This window comes from Rhizobium sp. Root149 (assembly GCF_001427345.1).
In the GTDB taxonomy this organism is placed as follows: Bacteria; Pseudomonadota; Alphaproteobacteria; order Rhizobiales; family Rhizobiaceae; genus Neorhizobium; species Neorhizobium rhizoryzae.
Map to the genome: position 1 here is coordinate 89,659 of NZ_LMGD01000012.1, position 16,671 is coordinate 106,329.

Consider the following 16,671-nt stretch of genomic DNA (forward strand, 5'->3'; position numbering starts at 1 on the left):
CGTCAGAGACCAACCTGAGGTATTTCAGGAAAGGCTTTCTTCGTAGTCCGTGTAAGAAAATTCACGGACCGTCCTGAGGCTGCCATCCAGTTCACGGATGGCGATTGCCGGCATTTTCACGCCGTTAAACCAGTTTTTCTTGACCATCGTGTAACCGGCGGTGTCCTGGATCGAAATGCGGTCGCCGACATTCAACTCGTTCGGGAAATCGAACTCGCCAAAAATGTCGCCGGCCAGGCAGGACTTGCCGCAGACCATGTAACGATGTGGCCCCTGGTTGGGATGAACCTTGGCATTCTCGCGATAGATCAGAAGATCCAGCAAGTGTGCCTCGATGGACGAATCCACCACGACAAGGTTCTTGCCGTTGTAGAGCTTGTCGAGAACGGTGACTTCCAGCGTCGTCGATTTTGTAATGGAGGCCTCGCCGGGCTCCAGATAGACCTGTACTCCGTACTCACCGGAGAAGCGCTTCAGGCGCTCGGCGAACTTTTCCAGCGGATAGTTCTCTCCGGTGAAATGGATGCCACCACCGAGGCTCACCCACTCGGCCTTCTTCAGCAGGGGGCCGAACTTTTCTTCGATCTGGCCGAGCATCTTGTCGAACAGATCGAAGTCGCCGTTTTCGCAATTGTTATGAATCATGAAGCCGGTGATGAGGTCCATCACTGGTTCGACCTGTCTCAGGTCCCATTCGCCGAGCCGCGAGAAGGGGCGGGCGGGATCTGCCAGATCGAAGCTCGACGAAGACACGCCGGGGTTCAGCCGCAGGCCACGAATGATGCCGGCAGACTGCTTCTCGAAGCGTTGCAGCTGACCAATCGTGTTGAAGATGATCTTGTCGGCATGAGAGACGACTTCGTCGATCTCGTAATCGGCATAGGCAACCGAATAGGCGTGTGTTTCCTTGCCGAACCGCTCATGGCCAAGGCGCACCTCATTCAAGGAGGATGAGGTGGTGCCGTCCATATAGTCGCGCATGAAGTCGAAGACGGACCATGTGGCAAAGCATTTCAGCGCCAGCAAAGCCTTGGCGCCGGACAGTTCGCGCAAGGTCGCGATCTTCTCCATGTTGCGCAGGAGCTTTGACTTGTCGATGAGGTAATAGGGAGTCTGGATCAAGGCTTCATCCTTCGTGAACCCAGCCGTTTCCGGCGGAAGTGAACGGGACGCCCCGAATGCGTCGGCTGGGGGCTTATGCAAAAGGGGGGCAGAAGGCAAGAGGCAAAGCAGGTAAACCTCAAGGTTTCTTGGATTTTGGGCGGCTTTCAGAGAATCTGCTCAGAGAACTGAATTACCCCGCAATAAGCTTGCTCGCATCGCTGCAATCTGGTGTGACTTCCGATACGGATTCACTGCCGCGGATTGCATGCCATGCTGAAAGACTTTTCCATCCAGGCCACCATCATGGGGACGCTGGTTGCCTTTGTCGGCTTCATCAGTTCCTTCGCCGTCATCATGCAGGGGCTGACAGCCATGGGGGCGGCGCCGGATCAGGTGGCATCCGCGCTTTTCGTGCTGGCAGCTTTGATGGGATTGCTCGGCATCATCTTCCCGCTCTGGAAGCGTATGCCGATCAGTTGCGCATGGTCCACTCCCGGCGCGGCTCTTCTCACCAGCGTCGGCATGATCGAGGGTGGCTTCTCCGCTGCGGCTGGTGCCTTCGTCATGTGTGCGGTTCTCATCATCCTGTCGGGCCTGTTTCAGCCGCTCGGCAAGGCCATGCGCATGATACCCGCTTCGCTTGCCAATGCCATGCTGGCCGGCATCCTGCTCAGCCTCTGCCTTGCACCGGTCAAGGCTATCGCATTCAACCCCTGGCTTGGGCTGCCGATCGTCGGAACCTGGATGGTGTTTCTCATGTGGAAGCGGCTCTGGGCGGTGCCTGCGGCCCTCGGCGCCTTTGCGCTGGTGCTTGTGTTCGGCGTGGACCTGCCGCCGGACATGCTCTCAAAACTGGGCAGTTCCATTCATCCGACGCTCGTTCCGGTGATGCCGACCTTCACCTGGCATGGCTTCGTCTCCGTCGCCATTCCATTGTTTGTCGTGACCATGGCCTCCCAAAACATTCCCGGCATCGCCATTCTTAAAGTCTATGGATACGAGCCTGCGCCCGGTCCGCTGTTTGCCTCGACAGGCGTGTTTTCGTTGGTGGCGGCGCTGTTCGGTGCGGTTCCGGTCAATCTGGCGGCTATCACTGCGGCCATGTGCGCCAGCGATGAGGCGCATCCGGATCCAAAACGGCGCTACTGGTCGGCGATCATCGGCGGGATTGGCTATATTCTGTTCGGACTTCTGGCTTCCGCCATCATCGCCTTTGTCGCTTTTGCTCCACCGATCCTTTTGCAGGCCGTGGCGGGGCTTGCGCTGGTCGGCGCCTTTTCCAGCTCGGCGCAGGCTGCTTTCCGCGATGCGGATCACCGTGAGGCGGCGGCGATTACTTTTCTGGTTACGGCGTCCGGTACCGCTTTCATGGGTGTTTCCGGAGCCTTCTGGGGCCTCGTCGCAGGTGCGTTTATGTTGGGTCTGCGACGTTTCGTTCAGCAAAATGGTCACTGAGGGCGCAACCCATCTTGCGCAACATCGCATCCCACGGTATCAAATTCTCCATGAAGATCACGGGCAGTACATTTCCGACTTCTTGCGTCGCGGGCCAGATGGCACACCGCGCGTCTTCTGCTGCCCTAAACTCGCTTCTTCTTCTCGGCCTTATCGGCGGTTGCCGGGTCCGTTAAGGAGCGCCCGGCGGCCGAAAGAGCCTGCCGGCTAGAGCTCCTTTTCACAAAATCCATGATTTGAAGACCGAAAGCCTCCATAGAGGCCTTGATCCAGTGTTTCAACGCTGTAACAGGCTGATGCCATAAGCGTGACGCTGGACGCGAAGGAGAAGACGAATGACTGCCAATACTCCCGCAACGCAAGCCGCGACATCGAGCCAGGCCACGGGTCAGAGCCGGGGAATGCCGGATGCATCCCGCAAGTACCGCCCGTACCCCACGATCAATATTCCGGATCGCACATGGCCGTCCAAGGTCATCGACAAGGCGCCGATCTGGTGCTCCGTCGATTTGCGCGACGGCAATCAGTCGCTCGTCAACCCGATGGGTCATGATCGCAAGGCGCGCATGTTCAAGCTCCTGTTGGACATGGGTTTCAAGGAAATCGAGATCGGTTTCCCCTCCGCCTCGCAGACGGATTTCGATTTCGCCCGCTGGTGCGTGGAAGAAGGCGGTGTGCCTCGGGATGTGTCCCTGCAGGTGCTGGTCCAGTGCCGCCCGGAACTGATTACCCGCACCTTCGAATCCTTAGAAGGTGCCTACAAGCCGATCATCCATTTCTACAATTCCACGTCCGAATTGCAGCGGCGCGTCGTGTTCGCAAAGGATGTGCATGGCATCAAGCAGATCGCCGTTGATGCTGCCAAGATGATCATGGACATGTCTTCAAAGGCCGCCAGCAGCGAGAATGGTGGTTATCGCTTCGAATATTCGCCGGAAAGCTTCACCGGAACGGAGCTGGAAGTGGCGCTGGAAATCTGCAATGCCGTGATTGCCGAAGTGAAGCCGACGGCTGAGAACAAGCTGATCCTCAACCTGCCTTCCACGGTTGAGATGGCAACGCCCAACATCTATGCGGACCAGATCGAGTGGATGTGCCGCAATATCGACAACCGCGAGAATGTCATCATCTCCCTGCACCCGCACAATGACCGCGGCACGGGCATCGCCGCAACGGAGCTGGGCCTGATGGCCGGTGCCGACCGCGTGGAAGGCACGCTGTTCGGCAATGGCGAGCGCACCGGCAACGTGGATGTCGTGGCCCTGGCGCTGAACATGTATACGCAAGGCGTCGATCCCGAGCTGGATTGCACCGATATCGAGCGCATCAAAGCGGTCTACGAATATTCAAACGAGATGACGATCCCTGAGCGTCATCCTTATGTTGGCGAGCTGGTCTATACCGCCTTCTCAGGCTCTCACCAGGATGCGATCAACAAGGGGATGAAGGCGATCAAGCAGGCCAATTCGCCGGTGTGGGAAGTGCCTTACCTGCCGATCGATCCGCAGGACGTGGGCCGTACCTACGAAGCGATCATTCGCATCAACTCGCAATCAGGCAAGGGTGGCATCGCTTATATCCTCTCCCAGGATTACGGCATCAATCTGCCACGCAATCTGCAGGTCGAATTCCGCGAGGATATCCAGCGGATCACAGACGAAGAAGGCAAGGAGCTGCCCTCCAAGCGTATCTACGAGCGCTTTATCGAGCGGTATGTCGATCAGCCGGAAGGCCGCATCAAGTTCGTGGATCACCACACCTATCCGGCCGGAACCGACCAGAGAGGGATCCGGATCGTTGCGGCTGAAATCACCGATAATGGCGAGACCAAGCGGATCGAAGGCAAGGGTACTGGACCGATCGACGGCTTCATCAATGCTCTATCGATCTATCTCGGCAAGGAACTGTCGGTGGCGGATTATTCCGAGCACTCCCTCCAGCATGGCTCGAATGCGTCCGCCATCGCCTATGTCGAGATGGAGTACGATGGGGGTAAACTGTTCGGTGCGGGCATCAACACCAATATCGTGACGGCTTCGCTCGAGGCGATCGTCTCCGCTGCGAACCGCGTTCTGGCGAATAGCTGATATGGAAAGCGCCCGGGCTTCTAACCCGGGCGCTTTTCGAATGAATACTGTTGTTAGATAATGCCGGCTATCTTTGTCGCCAAGCCCTCCAGATCGGCATCGGAAGAGGGGCCAGTCAGCACGTAGCTTGCCTGCAAGCCCTGCCAGGTCACCATTCCGATATCGTCTCGAATGCTCTCGCGCATGTCTTTTTCCGGCATGGGCGAAATGAATTTGGTGAAGGATATGGCGATAACCTCGCCATCCCGGTTCTGGTAGATCAGTTCCCCCACCGGCCTTCCGCCTGCCGAAAACAGGCGAGCACCCATGAAGACGAGCTTTTCCGAAGTGAGATCGGGAATGCGAAATGAAATGCCCGTGGTCGCCATCAACCATTCGACGATATGCGCGGATTCGTTCGCCGGAATTTCCACGAGATGTCGCGACTGGCGGGAAAAGAGCCGGTAGTGAGACGCAACATCATCCAGCCAGGCTTTGCTTGGATCGCCCGCGATATCCGCATAGGTCATCATGTGGGACGGGGCGCCGACCATGTAGCCGGCCGCTGCGCCGAGCGCGAACATAATGACGGACGAGGTGATCGCGAGACGGTAGGTAGGCTTGAGCTTTTGCCGAACGGTTTCCTGCTTCGGAAAACGCAAGGCGCGACGGCCTTCCGGTGCTGTCTTGATGCTTCTGACGAGGCTGAGCGAAACCGGCTCTTTCAGCATTTCATTGAACAGCGTTCGACCGTGTTCTGTGGCTTGCCTGAGTTTGTCCGAGGTCAGTTTTGCATTTGGATCATTCGCGAGAATGTCATCCAGTTCAGACTTCTCCGCCTCAGTCACTTCTCCATCCAGCATGGCGGACAGACGGGCATCAAGCGAGGGCTGGCGCAGATTGTCGGACATCAGGCTCGGCGCTCCGCTTCGCTTTCGGTGACAATGGCAAGTTCGCGTCTGGCGGCCAGAACCGTCTCCGCAATGCTGTCCTCCGTCGTTGCCATGACCGCTGCCGCTTCGCGATAGGACAGTTCTTCGACCGCACAGAGCAGAAAGGCCGCAGCCAGTTCCGCGGAGAGGATCATTGGCAATTGTGGTGAACTGGTAGCCGCGGAATGGAGGCAGACGACTGTCTCGTTGGATGCCTTCTTCTTGCGGATTTCCGTTCGCCACAGGGAGCAGATTGCGCCGAACAGGCGCAGATCCAGCCGGTCTTCCGCATCCTGGAACGGTGCCTTCAGCAGAGCCTGACCGCACACCTTGGACACAAGCTCATCCGCCTTCGCCCCGTTCTGCGCAAGAACAAGGGCAAAACGCCGCAAACGGGGCAGCAGGGAAACGAGGTCCCGTCGAATGTCCGTGTTGTTTGGCTTTACGTCCATGAATTCCTTGGTACCGAATCTGTCAATCGTCAAAGTTTCCGAATTATCACTACAGGCCAAGGCTTTCGCCAAACTGGCTACAGTTCTAGTTCGAGAGGTGGTGGCTCCGGAAGTGGTGCCGGTGTTCCGTAAAGAACACGTCGTTGCTCGTGAGCAATGGCATCCGCTTCCTGTGTCAGTCCGAACCGATCACATGCAAGGTTCCAGGAACCAGGTTGGCCCGACAATGTGAAGAAATTATAGGCGGCCGGAGGTTTATGTCCACCCGGCCCCTGCGAGGCTGAAGCGATACCGACCACCGGCACGCTGCCTGCATGTGTCTTCAAATGGTAGAGCGTATTGAGATGCGTGTGGCCGTGGAGGACTAGCTCTGCGCCGCCGGTGGAGATTGCTGCATTGAAACGGCGAATGCCCAGCATGCGCTTGTGGGAAGCGGCCGCGCCGCGAATGGGTGGATGGTGGATCATCACGACGCGAAACAGACCTTCTTCTCCCGCCTTGCGCAGGAGATTGACGGTTTCGCGGGCCTGCCGGCTGCTGAATAGTCCGCTGGCGGAAAAGGGCAGGGTCGCATTTGAGGTAGAGCAGCCGATGATGGCGATTGGTCCGCGGCGGCGATAGGTCGGGAAAATGTGGTCCTCGTCGGACCAGTCATTCGGATCATTGTCCGCCGCGATGAACGGATACCATTCTCGCACGGAGCGATCGTGAGCGCCGGGCACATAGGCATCGTGATTACCGGGCACCACCGTCGTATCAAGTGGATCGCCGATGCTGCGCAGCCATTCGCCCGCCAGCCGGATCTCGATGGAGGTTGCGAGATTGACAAGATCGCCGGTGATCATCAGATGGTCCGGCTGTTTCGTGCGGATATCGCTCAACAGGAGATCCAATGTATTCACAAGCAGATGCTTGCGCCTGTTGCGGTGCCAGTTGATAAAGCCGGTGATGCGTTTCGAGGCCAGTTCGCGCACTGTCAGGCGAGGAAGCGGGCCAAGGTGAACATCTGAAATGTGCGCGAAGGTGTACATTGCTCGAGACATAGAGCTTGCAGGCCAAGGGGGCAACCCGCATGAGCAATGAAGGAATACAGGAAATCCGCGGATTGAGGACGAGGGTTATCGTTTCCGTCCTGCATCGGCTGTTTGCCTTCACGCGGGGCATGACGCTCGGGGTTCGCGCAGCTTGCTTCGACGCGCAAGGCCGCATCTTTCTGGTCCGCCATACCTATGTTCCGGGCTGGTATCTTCCGGGCGGGGGCGTCGAACACGGAGAAACCGCCGCGGCTGCCTTGGCGAAAGAGTTGCGAGAGGAAGGCAATCTCGAGATCGATGGCGAGCCGCTGCTGTTTCAGGTCTATCAGAACAGTCGCGCCAGCAAGCGTGACCACGTGATCCTTTACCGGGTGAATGTGCGGCAGACGGCGCCACGAGCGCCTGACCGGGAAATTGCCGAGAGCGGGTTCTTTCCTCTCGACCATCTGCCCGTAGATGTCACCGCCGCGACGTTGCGGCGGTTGGAAGAGCTTTCAGGCGAGAGGCCAAAGCAGGAGATCTGGTAGGCTCATAAATGATCCCGACCGTGGGGTGTGTCGAGATCGAGTTGTGGTCCAACCGGCACCACACCTGTGGGATTGATCGTCTTGTGGCTTCGATAATAATGATGCTTGATGTGGCGGAGATTGACCGTCTGCCTGATGCCGGGGTGCTGATACAAATCCCGCAGATATCCCGAGAGTGCTGGATAATCAGCGATGCGGCGAATATTGCATTTGAAGTGGCCGACATAGACCGGATCGAACCGCACAAGGGTCGTGAAAAGACGCCAGTCCGCTTCCGTCAACTGGCTGCCGAAGAGATAGCGCTGTTGTGTTAGGCGGCGGTCGAGCTCATCCAGCATGGCGAATAGCGCGGTCACATTCTCCTCATAGGCAGCCTGCGTCGTCGCAAATCCAGCCTTGTAGACGCCGTTGTTGACCGCATCGTAGATGCGGGCGTTCAGCGCATCAATCTCTGTTCTCAACGATGATGGATAGAAGTCGAGCGTCGAGCCCGTCAGTGCATCAAAGGCCGAATTGAACATGCGGATGATTTCCGCCGATTCGTTAGAGACGATCGTCTCGTTCTTCTTGTCCCAGAGAACCGGCACCGTTACGCGGCCTGAATAGGTCGAATGCGCGCGCACATAGACCTGCCAGAGTGCGCGACTGCCGAACAGATGATCCGGCGTTGCATCCGGATCATCCTCCGTTTTGAATTCCCAGCCGTTATCGAGCATCAGAGGGCTGACGATGGATACGCTGATCATGTCCTCCAAGTTTTTCAGGGTTCGGAAAATCAGCGTGCGGTGCGCCCAGGGACAGGCGAGTGATACATAAAGGTGGTAGCGGCCCGCTTCTGCCTTAAAGCCGCCTTGACCGGACGGACCCGCAGAGCCATCCGGCGTGATCCAGTTGCGAAAGCGGGAGGCATCACGCTTGAAATGCCCGCCCGTCGACTTCGTATCATACCAGACGTTCTGCCACTGGCCTTCGACAAGCATTCCCATGCGTTCATTCTCCTCACTGTCGTCGTTGCAACGATACAAGTCCTCGAATGAAAAGCGAGTTCCGCAATGAAGACAGTGTGTTTTCGATAGACGACTATAAATTTTACTGTTATTGCGATTTTCCAAGTGAGGAAATCGACAATGGCCCAGACCCTGACACTTCGACGACGTTGATTGAACTGCCGGACGCCCCCTCGGCGTCGTTCACAATGCCGTTGTTTTGTCTTATATGGTCTGGCTGCTCATGAACAAGCACGATCTCGTCTACCTCACTGAAGATGCTTCCCACGATGAAATCATCGAGTTGATCAATGCCGAGGCCTTTGGTCCCGGTCGGTTCACCAAGTCATCGCAGCGTATTCGCGAACAGGGTCCGCATGACCGCTCGCTCTCCTTCATCTGCGCCGATGACGGCGAGACGATTGCCTCTGTGCGGATGACCGCAGTGAGAGCAGGCGGGGTTGACGGGCATCTGCTGGGGCCGCTTGCCGTGCGGCCATCGCACAAGAACCGGGGTATCGGACGTGAACTGGTTCGCATCGCAATCGAGGCCGCACGGCGTAAGGGCTCTGAGGCCGTCATTCTTGTCGGCGATGCTCCCTATTACATGCCGCTCGGGTTCGAGCGTGTTGCCTACAACGCGCTGACTTTCCCGGGACCAACCGATCCGGCGCGCATTCTGGTCGTGCCACTTGGCGAAAATGTTCATGCCCGTCTGAAAGGCGAAATTGCCTGGCAGGATTGGCAACCGGTGGCTCTGGCTCTCGCCGCGGAATAAGCTTCTCAGAAAACCTTGTTCAGCCAAGTGATGAATTGGCCGCCGGACATCGGGCCGTTCTTGCCGATGATCCTGTAGCCGTATTTCAGATAGGTCTGCAGCGCATCTGGGTTCATGGTGTCGAGATAGGCCCCGACACAGCCTCGTGCACGCGCTTCGTTCTCCGCCATGCTCAAGAGTCGGCCAGCAAGGCCATGACCGCGATTTTCATCCGGTATGAAGAGCAGCTGAAGATAGAGCCAGTCGCGGGCCGTCCAGCCGATCAATCCGCCCGTGATCTCTCCAGCCTCTGAACGGAGGTAGATGCCGAGGTCGCGTTTGCTGCTCTCGCCGAACCGCGCATTGTTGTACGCGACCAGAGGCCCTCGAATCGCCTCTTCCATATCCGGCGTCACGACGTCGGAAACAACCAGATCAAATGCCATTTATCGTCCTTCGCGCCACCACATGGCAGAAATTGCCAGAAGAAGCGCTGCCAGTCCTGCAAAACCGGCGAAAAGCGGTGTCGAATCGATACCCTTCAGCACGGTTTCATCTGTCATGCGGATGACCATCCGGTTCGGATCATTGATCCTGACCTCGCCACGCACAGGCAGGAGATCGGGGATCGTCACGCCGTCGCCATTGGCCACGCGGCTGATCAGGCCCCGCGTCTTCTGGGCATAGGGTGCAAGTACGTCGCCGGTGGAAATCATGGCCTGGAATTCGGGCGCATCGACATTGCCGATATGAACCAGCGTCGAGAGGTCGCCATTGCGTATTTCGAACAGGCCGGTTTCATCCATCCGCTTCTCGATCCGGTAGAGACCCGGACCTGCCGCCGTGAAGGCGACTGTTTCTGTCTTGCCGGACGGATAGCGAATGGTCGCCGGACCCGGATCGTCGCCGATGGTCTGGCGCGTCGCCTCCAGGGTTCGGCCGACGGCGCGCGCAGTCAGCGCTTCCTCTTCAAGTTCCGGCTCTTTCATCAGCCAGTGCGCGATGCGCCTGTAGAGCGCCACATGCGGGCCGCCGCCCTCGAAACCTCGGGCCCATAACCAGCCCTGATCGGACAAGAGAGTAGCAATACGCCCTTCGCCCTTTCGATCCAGGACGAGGAGAGGGCGGGTGCCGTCGCCCAGCATCACTGTCTGGCCCTGCGGCGGATCCACATCCACCGTGCGGAACCAGCGTCCCCAGGCCGGCGGCTCTGCGGCTGCGCCATCCAGTCCACGCGTCACAGGGTGCTTCTTGCCTTCATCCGAAAGTCGCGGGAAGAACGGAGCATTGTGGACGCTGCCGCTCGGCAGGGCAGGCAGAACCGTAGAGAGTGGTGTGAGCGCAATTGACGAATCACCGGCATATTCCGGGCCCGCCGCCACCAGCAGGGCGCCACCCTTTTCCACATATTGCGCGATGTAATCGTAATAGAGCATCGGCAGGATGGGGGTCGTGCCGAGGTTCTGGTAGCGGTCGAGGATGATCAGGTCGAAATCATTGATCTTCTCGATGAACAGTTCGCGTGTCGGAAAGGCGATCAGCGACAGTTCGTTGATCGGCGTGCCATCCTGCTTGAAGCTTGGCCTAAGAATGGTGAAATGCACCAGGTCGACGGAGGCATCTGATTTCAACAGGTTGCGCCATGCGCGCTCACCGGCATGCGGTTCGCCTGATACCAGCAGAACGCGCAGGTTCTGGCGAATGCCATCAATGACATGGACGGCGCGATTGTTGGCGGCGCTCACCTCTCCGGCCACTTCCGGCACGGAGAACTCCATGATGTTGTTGCCACCACGCGGCACATTGAAGCGGAAGGGGATCGGAACGCCCGGATTTGCCTGCAGGTTGCCAATCACTTCGCCGTTCATGCGGATGGTGACGGACGCAGCCCCGCCCGGTGCCGGACCTTCGTCCACCACGCGAAGGGTCATCTCCTGCTCTTCTCCGACAATGCCGAAGCGCGGCGCCTTTACGACCTGGACGCGCCGGTCATATTCTCCGGCACGACCGGTGATCAGTCCGTGGATCGGTGCGGTAAAGCCGAGATCCTGATTTGTTCCGGGCAGATCATGCACCTGTCCGTCCGTCAGGAAGATCGCGCCGCCCACCCGCGCAGGCGGAACATCCGCGGTCGCTGCGTTGAGCGAGGACCAGAGACGGGTCGAGGGTGTGTCGGTATCCTCATCCTTCACCTCAACGATGCGCGGCTCGATGCGGGGAAAACGTGAAAGACGGTCGGTCAGTGCCTGTAATGCCTGATCAGTCTGGCGGGTACGCTCGGCCGTTTGCTGGCTCTGTGAGCGGTCCACAATCACCGGAACGATGGTCGACAGGGGCTCCCTGTCTTCCTGCGTCAGGGTTGGATTGGTCAGCGACAGGAGAAGAACAGCAAGCGCAACGGCGCGAAGCGTTGCGCCCCGCATGCCGCGCCAAAGCGAAAGCACGACCAGCACAAGTGCGAAAACGCCAAGAACGACAAGAACGGACCACGGCAGAAAGGGTGAGAATTCAATATTCATCCCGATATCCTACTGGCCAAGCCGCTGCAGCAGATCCGGCACATGAACCTGATCCGCCTTGTAGTTGCCGGTCAGCATGTACATCATGATGTTCACGCCGGTTCGATAGGCATATTCGCGCTGCATTTCGTCCGAGGGAACGGTCGGCAGCAGCGGGATGCCGTTTGCATCGATCGCCCAGGCACCCGCCAGATCGTTGGCCGTAATCAGGATCGGACTGACGCCATCCCCGGACGCGGCGAGCGGACGATCCGGATTGCGCGCTTCCTGGCGAGCCTGCACCCACATGGGGCTTCCGCTGTAGCGACCCGGAAAATTGGACAGGAGATAAAAGGCGCGCGTCAGGATGTGGTCAGCGGGCGCTGGTTCCAATGCCGGAATATCGACGTTGGCCAGAATGTCTTGCAGCCGCTGGCCATTGGCTGAGGTCGAGCTGCCATCGAACGACGAGATCTGGTCGCGGGTATCGAACAGAACCGTGCCGCCGTTTCGCATATAGGCATCGATCCGCGAAATTGTTGCCGCGCTGGGCATAGGCGCTGTTGCGGAGATCGGCCAATAGATCATCGGGTAGAAGGCCAGTTCATCCTTTGAGATGTCGAGGCCAACCGGCGCGCCGGGTTCGAGAGCTGTGCGGAATGTCAGGAACTGGGTGAGACCTTCGAGGCCCGCTTCCGAGATACGGTCTACTTCCGGCTCGCCGGTGATGACATAGGCAAGGTGGGTCGTATCCAGCCGCTCCAGCGCCTGTTCGTCACCGGGTCGCGCATCCGCTGCATGGGCGGGCGGAGCGGGTAGGGCAAAGGGCAGAGCAATCAAAGTTGCGAGGACAGCCGCAATCCGGCCACGACGAGCCGCTTTGGAAAAGGCACCATTCATGACAAGGACAATCAGCGTATCGAGAAGCAGGAGTATCAGCGCAAGCGTGAACAGCGCAGGCCTCAGCGACACGGCTTCGCGGCCAATGAGACCCTCACGGGCAACGGTCATGCCCTCGGCAGACATGTTGACGGGGTCGAGTTTGGCTGTTGGGGGCAGCAGGTTGACCGCGCTGAAGCCGTCCTCATTGCCATAAAGCCCTGGCGGATGATCTAAGGATGCGGATGTAACCTTCCCCGGGGCTGTCGTCAGCGGTTTTGCCGAGCCGATCTGTGTTGTCAGAACGCCTTCAGCATTCAGCAGCCGATAGGGCGGCAGGGCCACGGCAGCCTCTCCGCCCTGCGAAGCGGTTTGCGCTCCACCGGCACGGGCAACCTGCATCAGGCGGCGCAGCATTTCAACGAAGGATCCGGACAGAGGCAGGTCTGACCATGTTGCCTCCGCACTGACGTGGAAAAGCACGATGCGGCCGGCATTCACCTCACGGGTCGTGACCAGCGGCGTTCCATCGGCAAGGCTTGCCCAGGTGCGCTCCGCCAGATCCGGCGAGGGTTCGGCAAGCACCTGACGGTTGACGGTGACGTCTCCCGCGCGTGGCATGCCGGCAAAGGGGCCGATCGCTGGAAAATCAGCAAGCGGCTGCGGTTCCGCCCAGGAAAGAGCGCCACCCAGCGCACGCTCGCCACGGCGCAGATTGACAGGCACCAGCGGATCGTCTGCCGGTGCCGCTGCGAGACGCGGACCGGCGAAACGGATCAACACGCCACCGCGCGACAGCCAGCGTTGCAGCGGCTCGTAGGTTTCTGCAGGCAAGCGGCCAATATCTGCCATGATGATGGCGGATGGATTGGTGTTCAGAACCTCCGGCAGCGATGCCGTCAGATCCGAGCTCTTGGGCTCGATGATGTCCGCATAGGGCTGCAAGGCGCGACTGATGTAATAGAGCGGCTGAAGAAGCGGCTGCACTTCATTGCTGCTATCGCCGGAGAGAAGGGCAACACGGCGACGCTTGAAGCCATCATCCAGAAGATGGGTCGATCCTGCGGTAGCAAGGCCATCGATTGCAAGCCGTGCGAAGTCGTTGCGCAATTCGAATGGCGCTGCAATTTCAGCCGTGGCCGTTGAAGCGCCTGCCGCGAAGTTCAAGGGCGCGGTTGCGAGTGAACGACCCTGCTGATCGAGTGCGTTGACGGTGAGGCTGCGGGCACTATCGCGCGACAGGCGCTCGACGGTCACTTTCATGGCCCCCGAATCGTTCGCAGCCTGCGTCAGCGCAACCGCGTTTGAGCCTTCACCGGTGATCAGGCGCACATCTGCCGCCGACAGACTGGAGAGGTCTGCCACCATGTCCGCGTCTTCAGCCGTTGCAATGCCGTCGCTCAGATATGCGATAGTGCCGGGACGCGAGCCGTTGAAGGCTTCGACAAGGGCATCTGCCGCGCGTTCTCTCATGGGCGGAAGTGGTTTGGGTTGCGCTGCGGCCAGCTTCTCACGGGCAGCGGCGGCACTTGCAGGGACCGCGTCATGCGTTGCATCCGTCGTGAACACGATGGAAACCGGCAGGTTGGCCTGCTCCGCATCGTCAATCAACATCGCAGCCGTTTCCACGCGACGCTGCCAGTCGGCGGTCGTGGACCAGCTGTTATCGACGATCAGAGCAAGTGGCCCCCCATTGTTCAAGGAGCCGGTCCGGGGGTTCAGAACGGGGTTTGCAATGGCGAAGATCAGTGCGGCTGCCATCAGCATCCGCAGCAGCGTCAGCCACCACGGACTCTGGGCAGGGGTTTCCTCCCGCTTCAGAACCTTGGCGAGAATGGCCAGCGGCGGGAACACTTCCGACCGCGGCTTAGGCGGTGTCAGGCGCAGCAACCACCAGATGGCAGGCAGCACCACAAGCGCGATGAGGATGAATGGGCTTGCGAAGGCGAGGGCTCCCATCAGCGTCCTCCTGCCAGGCGCGGCGGATTGCCGGACAGATGACCGTGAACGGCCACCAGCGCCTCTGACGCCAGGTGGTCCGTGCGATGGAAGATGAAACTCCAGCCCATCCGGCGCAACGACTGGCCAAGATTTTCACGGCGCGCGAGATAGGCGCGCTGATAGTCGTCCCGCAGCGTTTCGGCTCGGCCGGATGTCAGCTTTTCACCCGTTTCCGGATCGGTGAATTCCGTGCGGCCAGCATAGGGGAAAATCTCTTCCGCCGGATCGGCGACCTCGATCACATGTCCTCGCAGGCTACGTTTTGCGAGAGGCGAGAGGCGTTCCATGATCTTGTCTGCATCGTCCAGAAAGTCACCGATGAGAACGATGTCGCTGGCGCCGCGTATCATGTCCGTTCGAGGAAGGCCTTCGGTCGGCGGCGCATGCATGATGGCGGTTGCCAGCCTTTCTGCGGCGTTGCGGGCGGAGACAGGTTCCATCACGCCCGGGCAGCCGATGCGCTCGCCCGACCGCGCCAGGATTTCAGCCAGCGCCAGCATCAGAACCAGTGCGCGGCTTTCCTTGGACACCATACCATAGGTGGACTTGTACATCATCGACGGGGACATGTCGGCCCAGAGCCAGACCGTGTGGGCAGCCTCCCATTCGCGGTCACGGACATAGGCGTGGTCATCTCGAGCAGACCTTCGCCAGTCAATGCGGGAGAGGTTTTCGCCATCGGTATAGGGGCGGAACTGCCAGAAATTTTCGCCAACGCCGCGCTTGCGGCGACCATGCCAGCCGGAGATCACCGTATTGGCAATCCGCTTCGCCTCCACCATGCAATCCGGCACGAGTGCTGCCCGCTGGCGGGCGCGCGCAAGAACTTCACTGCCGGGTGTCTGGGAAACGATCTGGCCTATGGATGCCACGCCTGCTCCTTTGAACGATGACGCATGTTACAGGATCGCCAATCAGGCGTTCGATTGCTTGACGAGGCCGCTGATGACATCGCGCACCGACATGCCCTCGGCACGCGCGGCAAATGTCAGGGCCATGCGGTGCTGGAGAACAGGTTCGGCAAGAGCGTGCACATCATCAATGGAGGGGGCGAGCCTGCCTTCATAGAGCGCACGGGCGCGCGCGCACAGCATCAGTGCCTGACCGGCTCGCGGACCCGGACCCCAGGCCACATGACGGTCTGTCATTGTATTGCCCTGACCAGGACGGGCGGAGCGCACGAGGGACAGGATCGCATCCACCACCTTGTCGCTTACCGGCATCTGGCGGATGAGCTTCTGGATTTCCTGGAGGCGCGATGCCTCGATGACCTTTGTTGCCCGTGCCTCGGCAATGCCGGTGGTATCGAGCAGGATCTGACGTTCGGCGGCGAGATCCGGGTAGAGAACATCCACCTGAAGGAGGAAACGGTCGAGCTGCGCTTCCGGCAGCGGGTAGGTGCCTTCCTGTTCCAGCGGATTCTGTGTTGCCAGAACGTGGAACGGCGAGGGCAAATCATAGCGCTGGCCAGCCACCGTGATGTGATATTCCTGCATGGACTGCAGCAGTGCCGACTGGGTGCGCGGGCTGGCACGGTTGATTTCGTCCGCCATCAGAAGCTGCGCGAAGACCGGACCCTTGACGAAACGGAAAGAGCGGCGGCCGTTCTCGTCCTGATCCATCACTTCGGTGCCGAGGATATCGGAGGGCATCAGGTCCGGTGTGAACTGGATGCGGTTGGCATCAAGCCCCAGCACCGTACCAAGCGTCGTAACCAGCTTCGTCTTGGCAAGGCCTGGCACGCCCACCAGAAGGGCATGGCCACCGGAGAGGACTGCAACAAGGGTGTTTTCGACAACGTGCTCCTGGCCGAAGATGACCTTGGAGACTTCCGATCGAACCGTCGAGATGTCGGCGAGCGCCTGCTCGGCGGCAGCGACGATCGCCTTTTCGTCCAGCGGAGTTTCGGTGGAAGTCATGACGCCCATTTTCGGTCTCCATCTGGCTCTTCTGACCCGGCATTATGCCGGGCGAACGAAT

Annotated in this window: 14 protein-coding genes; 4 read left to right on the plus strand and 10 right to left on the minus strand. The window is 59.3% G+C overall.

Annotated features, from left to right (window positions below):
• Positions 1 to 24: 24 nt before the first annotated feature.
• Positions 25 to 1,122 carry a carboxynorspermidine decarboxylase gene (locus tag ASD54_RS07345; protein ID WP_062554733.1) on the minus strand — a complete coding sequence of 366 codons (1,098 nt, stop codon included), beginning with the start codon at positions 1,120 to 1,122 and terminating at the stop codon, positions 25 to 27.
• Between the two features lie 252 nt (positions 1,123 to 1,374).
• On the opposite strand from ASD54_RS07345, the gene ASD54_RS07350 reads away from it, so the two are divergent.
• Positions 1,375 to 2,559, plus strand: coding sequence for a benzoate/H(+) symporter BenE family transporter (locus tag ASD54_RS07350; protein ID WP_062553964.1), 1,185 nt, complete (start codon positions 1,375 to 1,377; stop codon positions 2,557 to 2,559).
• Between the two features lie 335 nt (positions 2,560 to 2,894).
• Complete coding sequence (gene leuA / locus ASD54_RS07355; protein WP_062553965.1) at positions 2,895 to 4,646, plus strand: 2-isopropylmalate synthase; 1,752 nt, start codon at positions 2,895 to 2,897, stop codon at positions 4,644 to 4,646.
• A 53-nt stretch (positions 4,647 to 4,699) separates the two neighbouring features.
• Here leuA and ASD54_RS07360 read toward each other — a convergent pair whose 3' ends face one another.
• From ASD54_RS07360 to ASD54_RS07370, 3 genes are all read right to left on the minus strand, one after another.
• Complete coding sequence (locus ASD54_RS07360; RefSeq protein WP_062553966.1) at positions 4,700 to 5,536, minus strand: anti-sigma factor; 837 nt, start codon at positions 5,534 to 5,536, stop codon at positions 4,700 to 4,702.
• The gene (locus ASD54_RS07365) at positions 5,536 to 6,009 is read right to left on the minus strand and encodes a hypothetical protein (protein ID WP_156379125.1); all 474 of its coding nucleotides are present in this window, start codon (positions 6,007 to 6,009) and stop codon (positions 5,536 to 5,538) included. The genes ASD54_RS07360 and ASD54_RS07365 overlap by 1 nt, the downstream gene beginning before the upstream one ends.
• 77 nt (positions 6,010 to 6,086) lie before the next feature.
• A complete protein-coding gene (locus ASD54_RS07370; protein ID WP_062553968.1) occupies positions 6,087 to 7,040 on the minus strand; it encodes a metallophosphoesterase in 954 nt (317 codons plus the stop codon).
• A 41-nt stretch (positions 7,041 to 7,081) separates the two neighbouring features.
• Here ASD54_RS07370 and ASD54_RS07375 point away from each other — a divergent pair, with 41 nt between their 5' ends.
• Positions 7,082 to 7,570 carry an NUDIX domain-containing protein gene (locus ASD54_RS07375; protein WP_062554734.1) on the plus strand — a complete coding sequence of 163 codons (489 nt, stop codon included), beginning with the start codon at positions 7,082 to 7,084 and terminating at the stop codon, positions 7,568 to 7,570.
• 2 nt (positions 7,571 to 7,572) lie between these two features.
• Here the strand turns inward: ASD54_RS07375 and ASD54_RS07380 are convergent, their stop codons facing one another.
• Positions 7,573 to 8,556: a glutathione S-transferase family protein gene (locus ASD54_RS07380; RefSeq protein ID WP_062553969.1), complete on the minus strand. Its 984-nt coding sequence runs from the start codon at positions 8,554 to 8,556 to the stop codon at positions 7,573 to 7,575.
• A gap of 244 nt (positions 8,557 to 8,800) precedes the next feature.
• Here ASD54_RS07380 and ASD54_RS07385 point away from each other — a divergent pair, with 244 nt between their 5' ends.
• Positions 8,801 to 9,334, plus strand: coding sequence for an N-acetyltransferase (locus ASD54_RS07385; RefSeq protein WP_062554735.1), 534 nt, complete (start codon positions 8,801 to 8,803; stop codon positions 9,332 to 9,334).
• Positions 9,335 to 9,339: 5 nt separating this feature from the next.
• On the opposite strand, the gene ASD54_RS07390 is transcribed toward ASD54_RS07385, so the two are convergent.
• The 5 genes from ASD54_RS07390 to ASD54_RS07410 are packed head-to-tail and all read right to left on the minus strand — an operon-like array spanning position 9,340 to position 16,619.
• Entirely contained in the window at positions 9,340 to 9,759 is a 420-nt protein-coding gene (locus tag ASD54_RS07390) for a GNAT family N-acetyltransferase (RefSeq protein ID WP_062553970.1), read from the minus strand.
• A complete protein-coding gene (locus tag ASD54_RS07395; protein WP_062553971.1) occupies positions 9,760 to 11,832 on the minus strand; it encodes a hypothetical protein in 2,073 nt (690 codons plus the stop codon). It abuts the gene before it with no gap.
• A gap of 9 nt (positions 11,833 to 11,841) precedes the next feature.
• The gene (locus ASD54_RS07400) at positions 11,842 to 14,649 is read right to left on the minus strand and encodes a DUF4159 domain-containing protein (protein ID WP_062553972.1); all 2,808 of its coding nucleotides are present in this window, start codon (positions 14,647 to 14,649) and stop codon (positions 11,842 to 11,844) included.
• The gene (locus tag ASD54_RS07405) at positions 14,649 to 15,563 is read right to left on the minus strand and encodes a DUF58 domain-containing protein (protein ID WP_062553973.1); all 915 of its coding nucleotides are present in this window, start codon (positions 15,561 to 15,563) and stop codon (positions 14,649 to 14,651) included. The genes ASD54_RS07400 and ASD54_RS07405 overlap by 1 nt, the downstream gene beginning before the upstream one ends.
• 42 nt (positions 15,564 to 15,605) lie before the next feature.
• Positions 15,606 to 16,619, minus strand: a complete 1,014-nt coding sequence (locus tag ASD54_RS07410; protein ID WP_062553974.1) for a MoxR family ATPase — start codon at positions 16,617 to 16,619, stop codon at positions 15,606 to 15,608.
• Between the last annotated feature and the right edge of the window lie 52 nt (positions 16,620 to 16,671).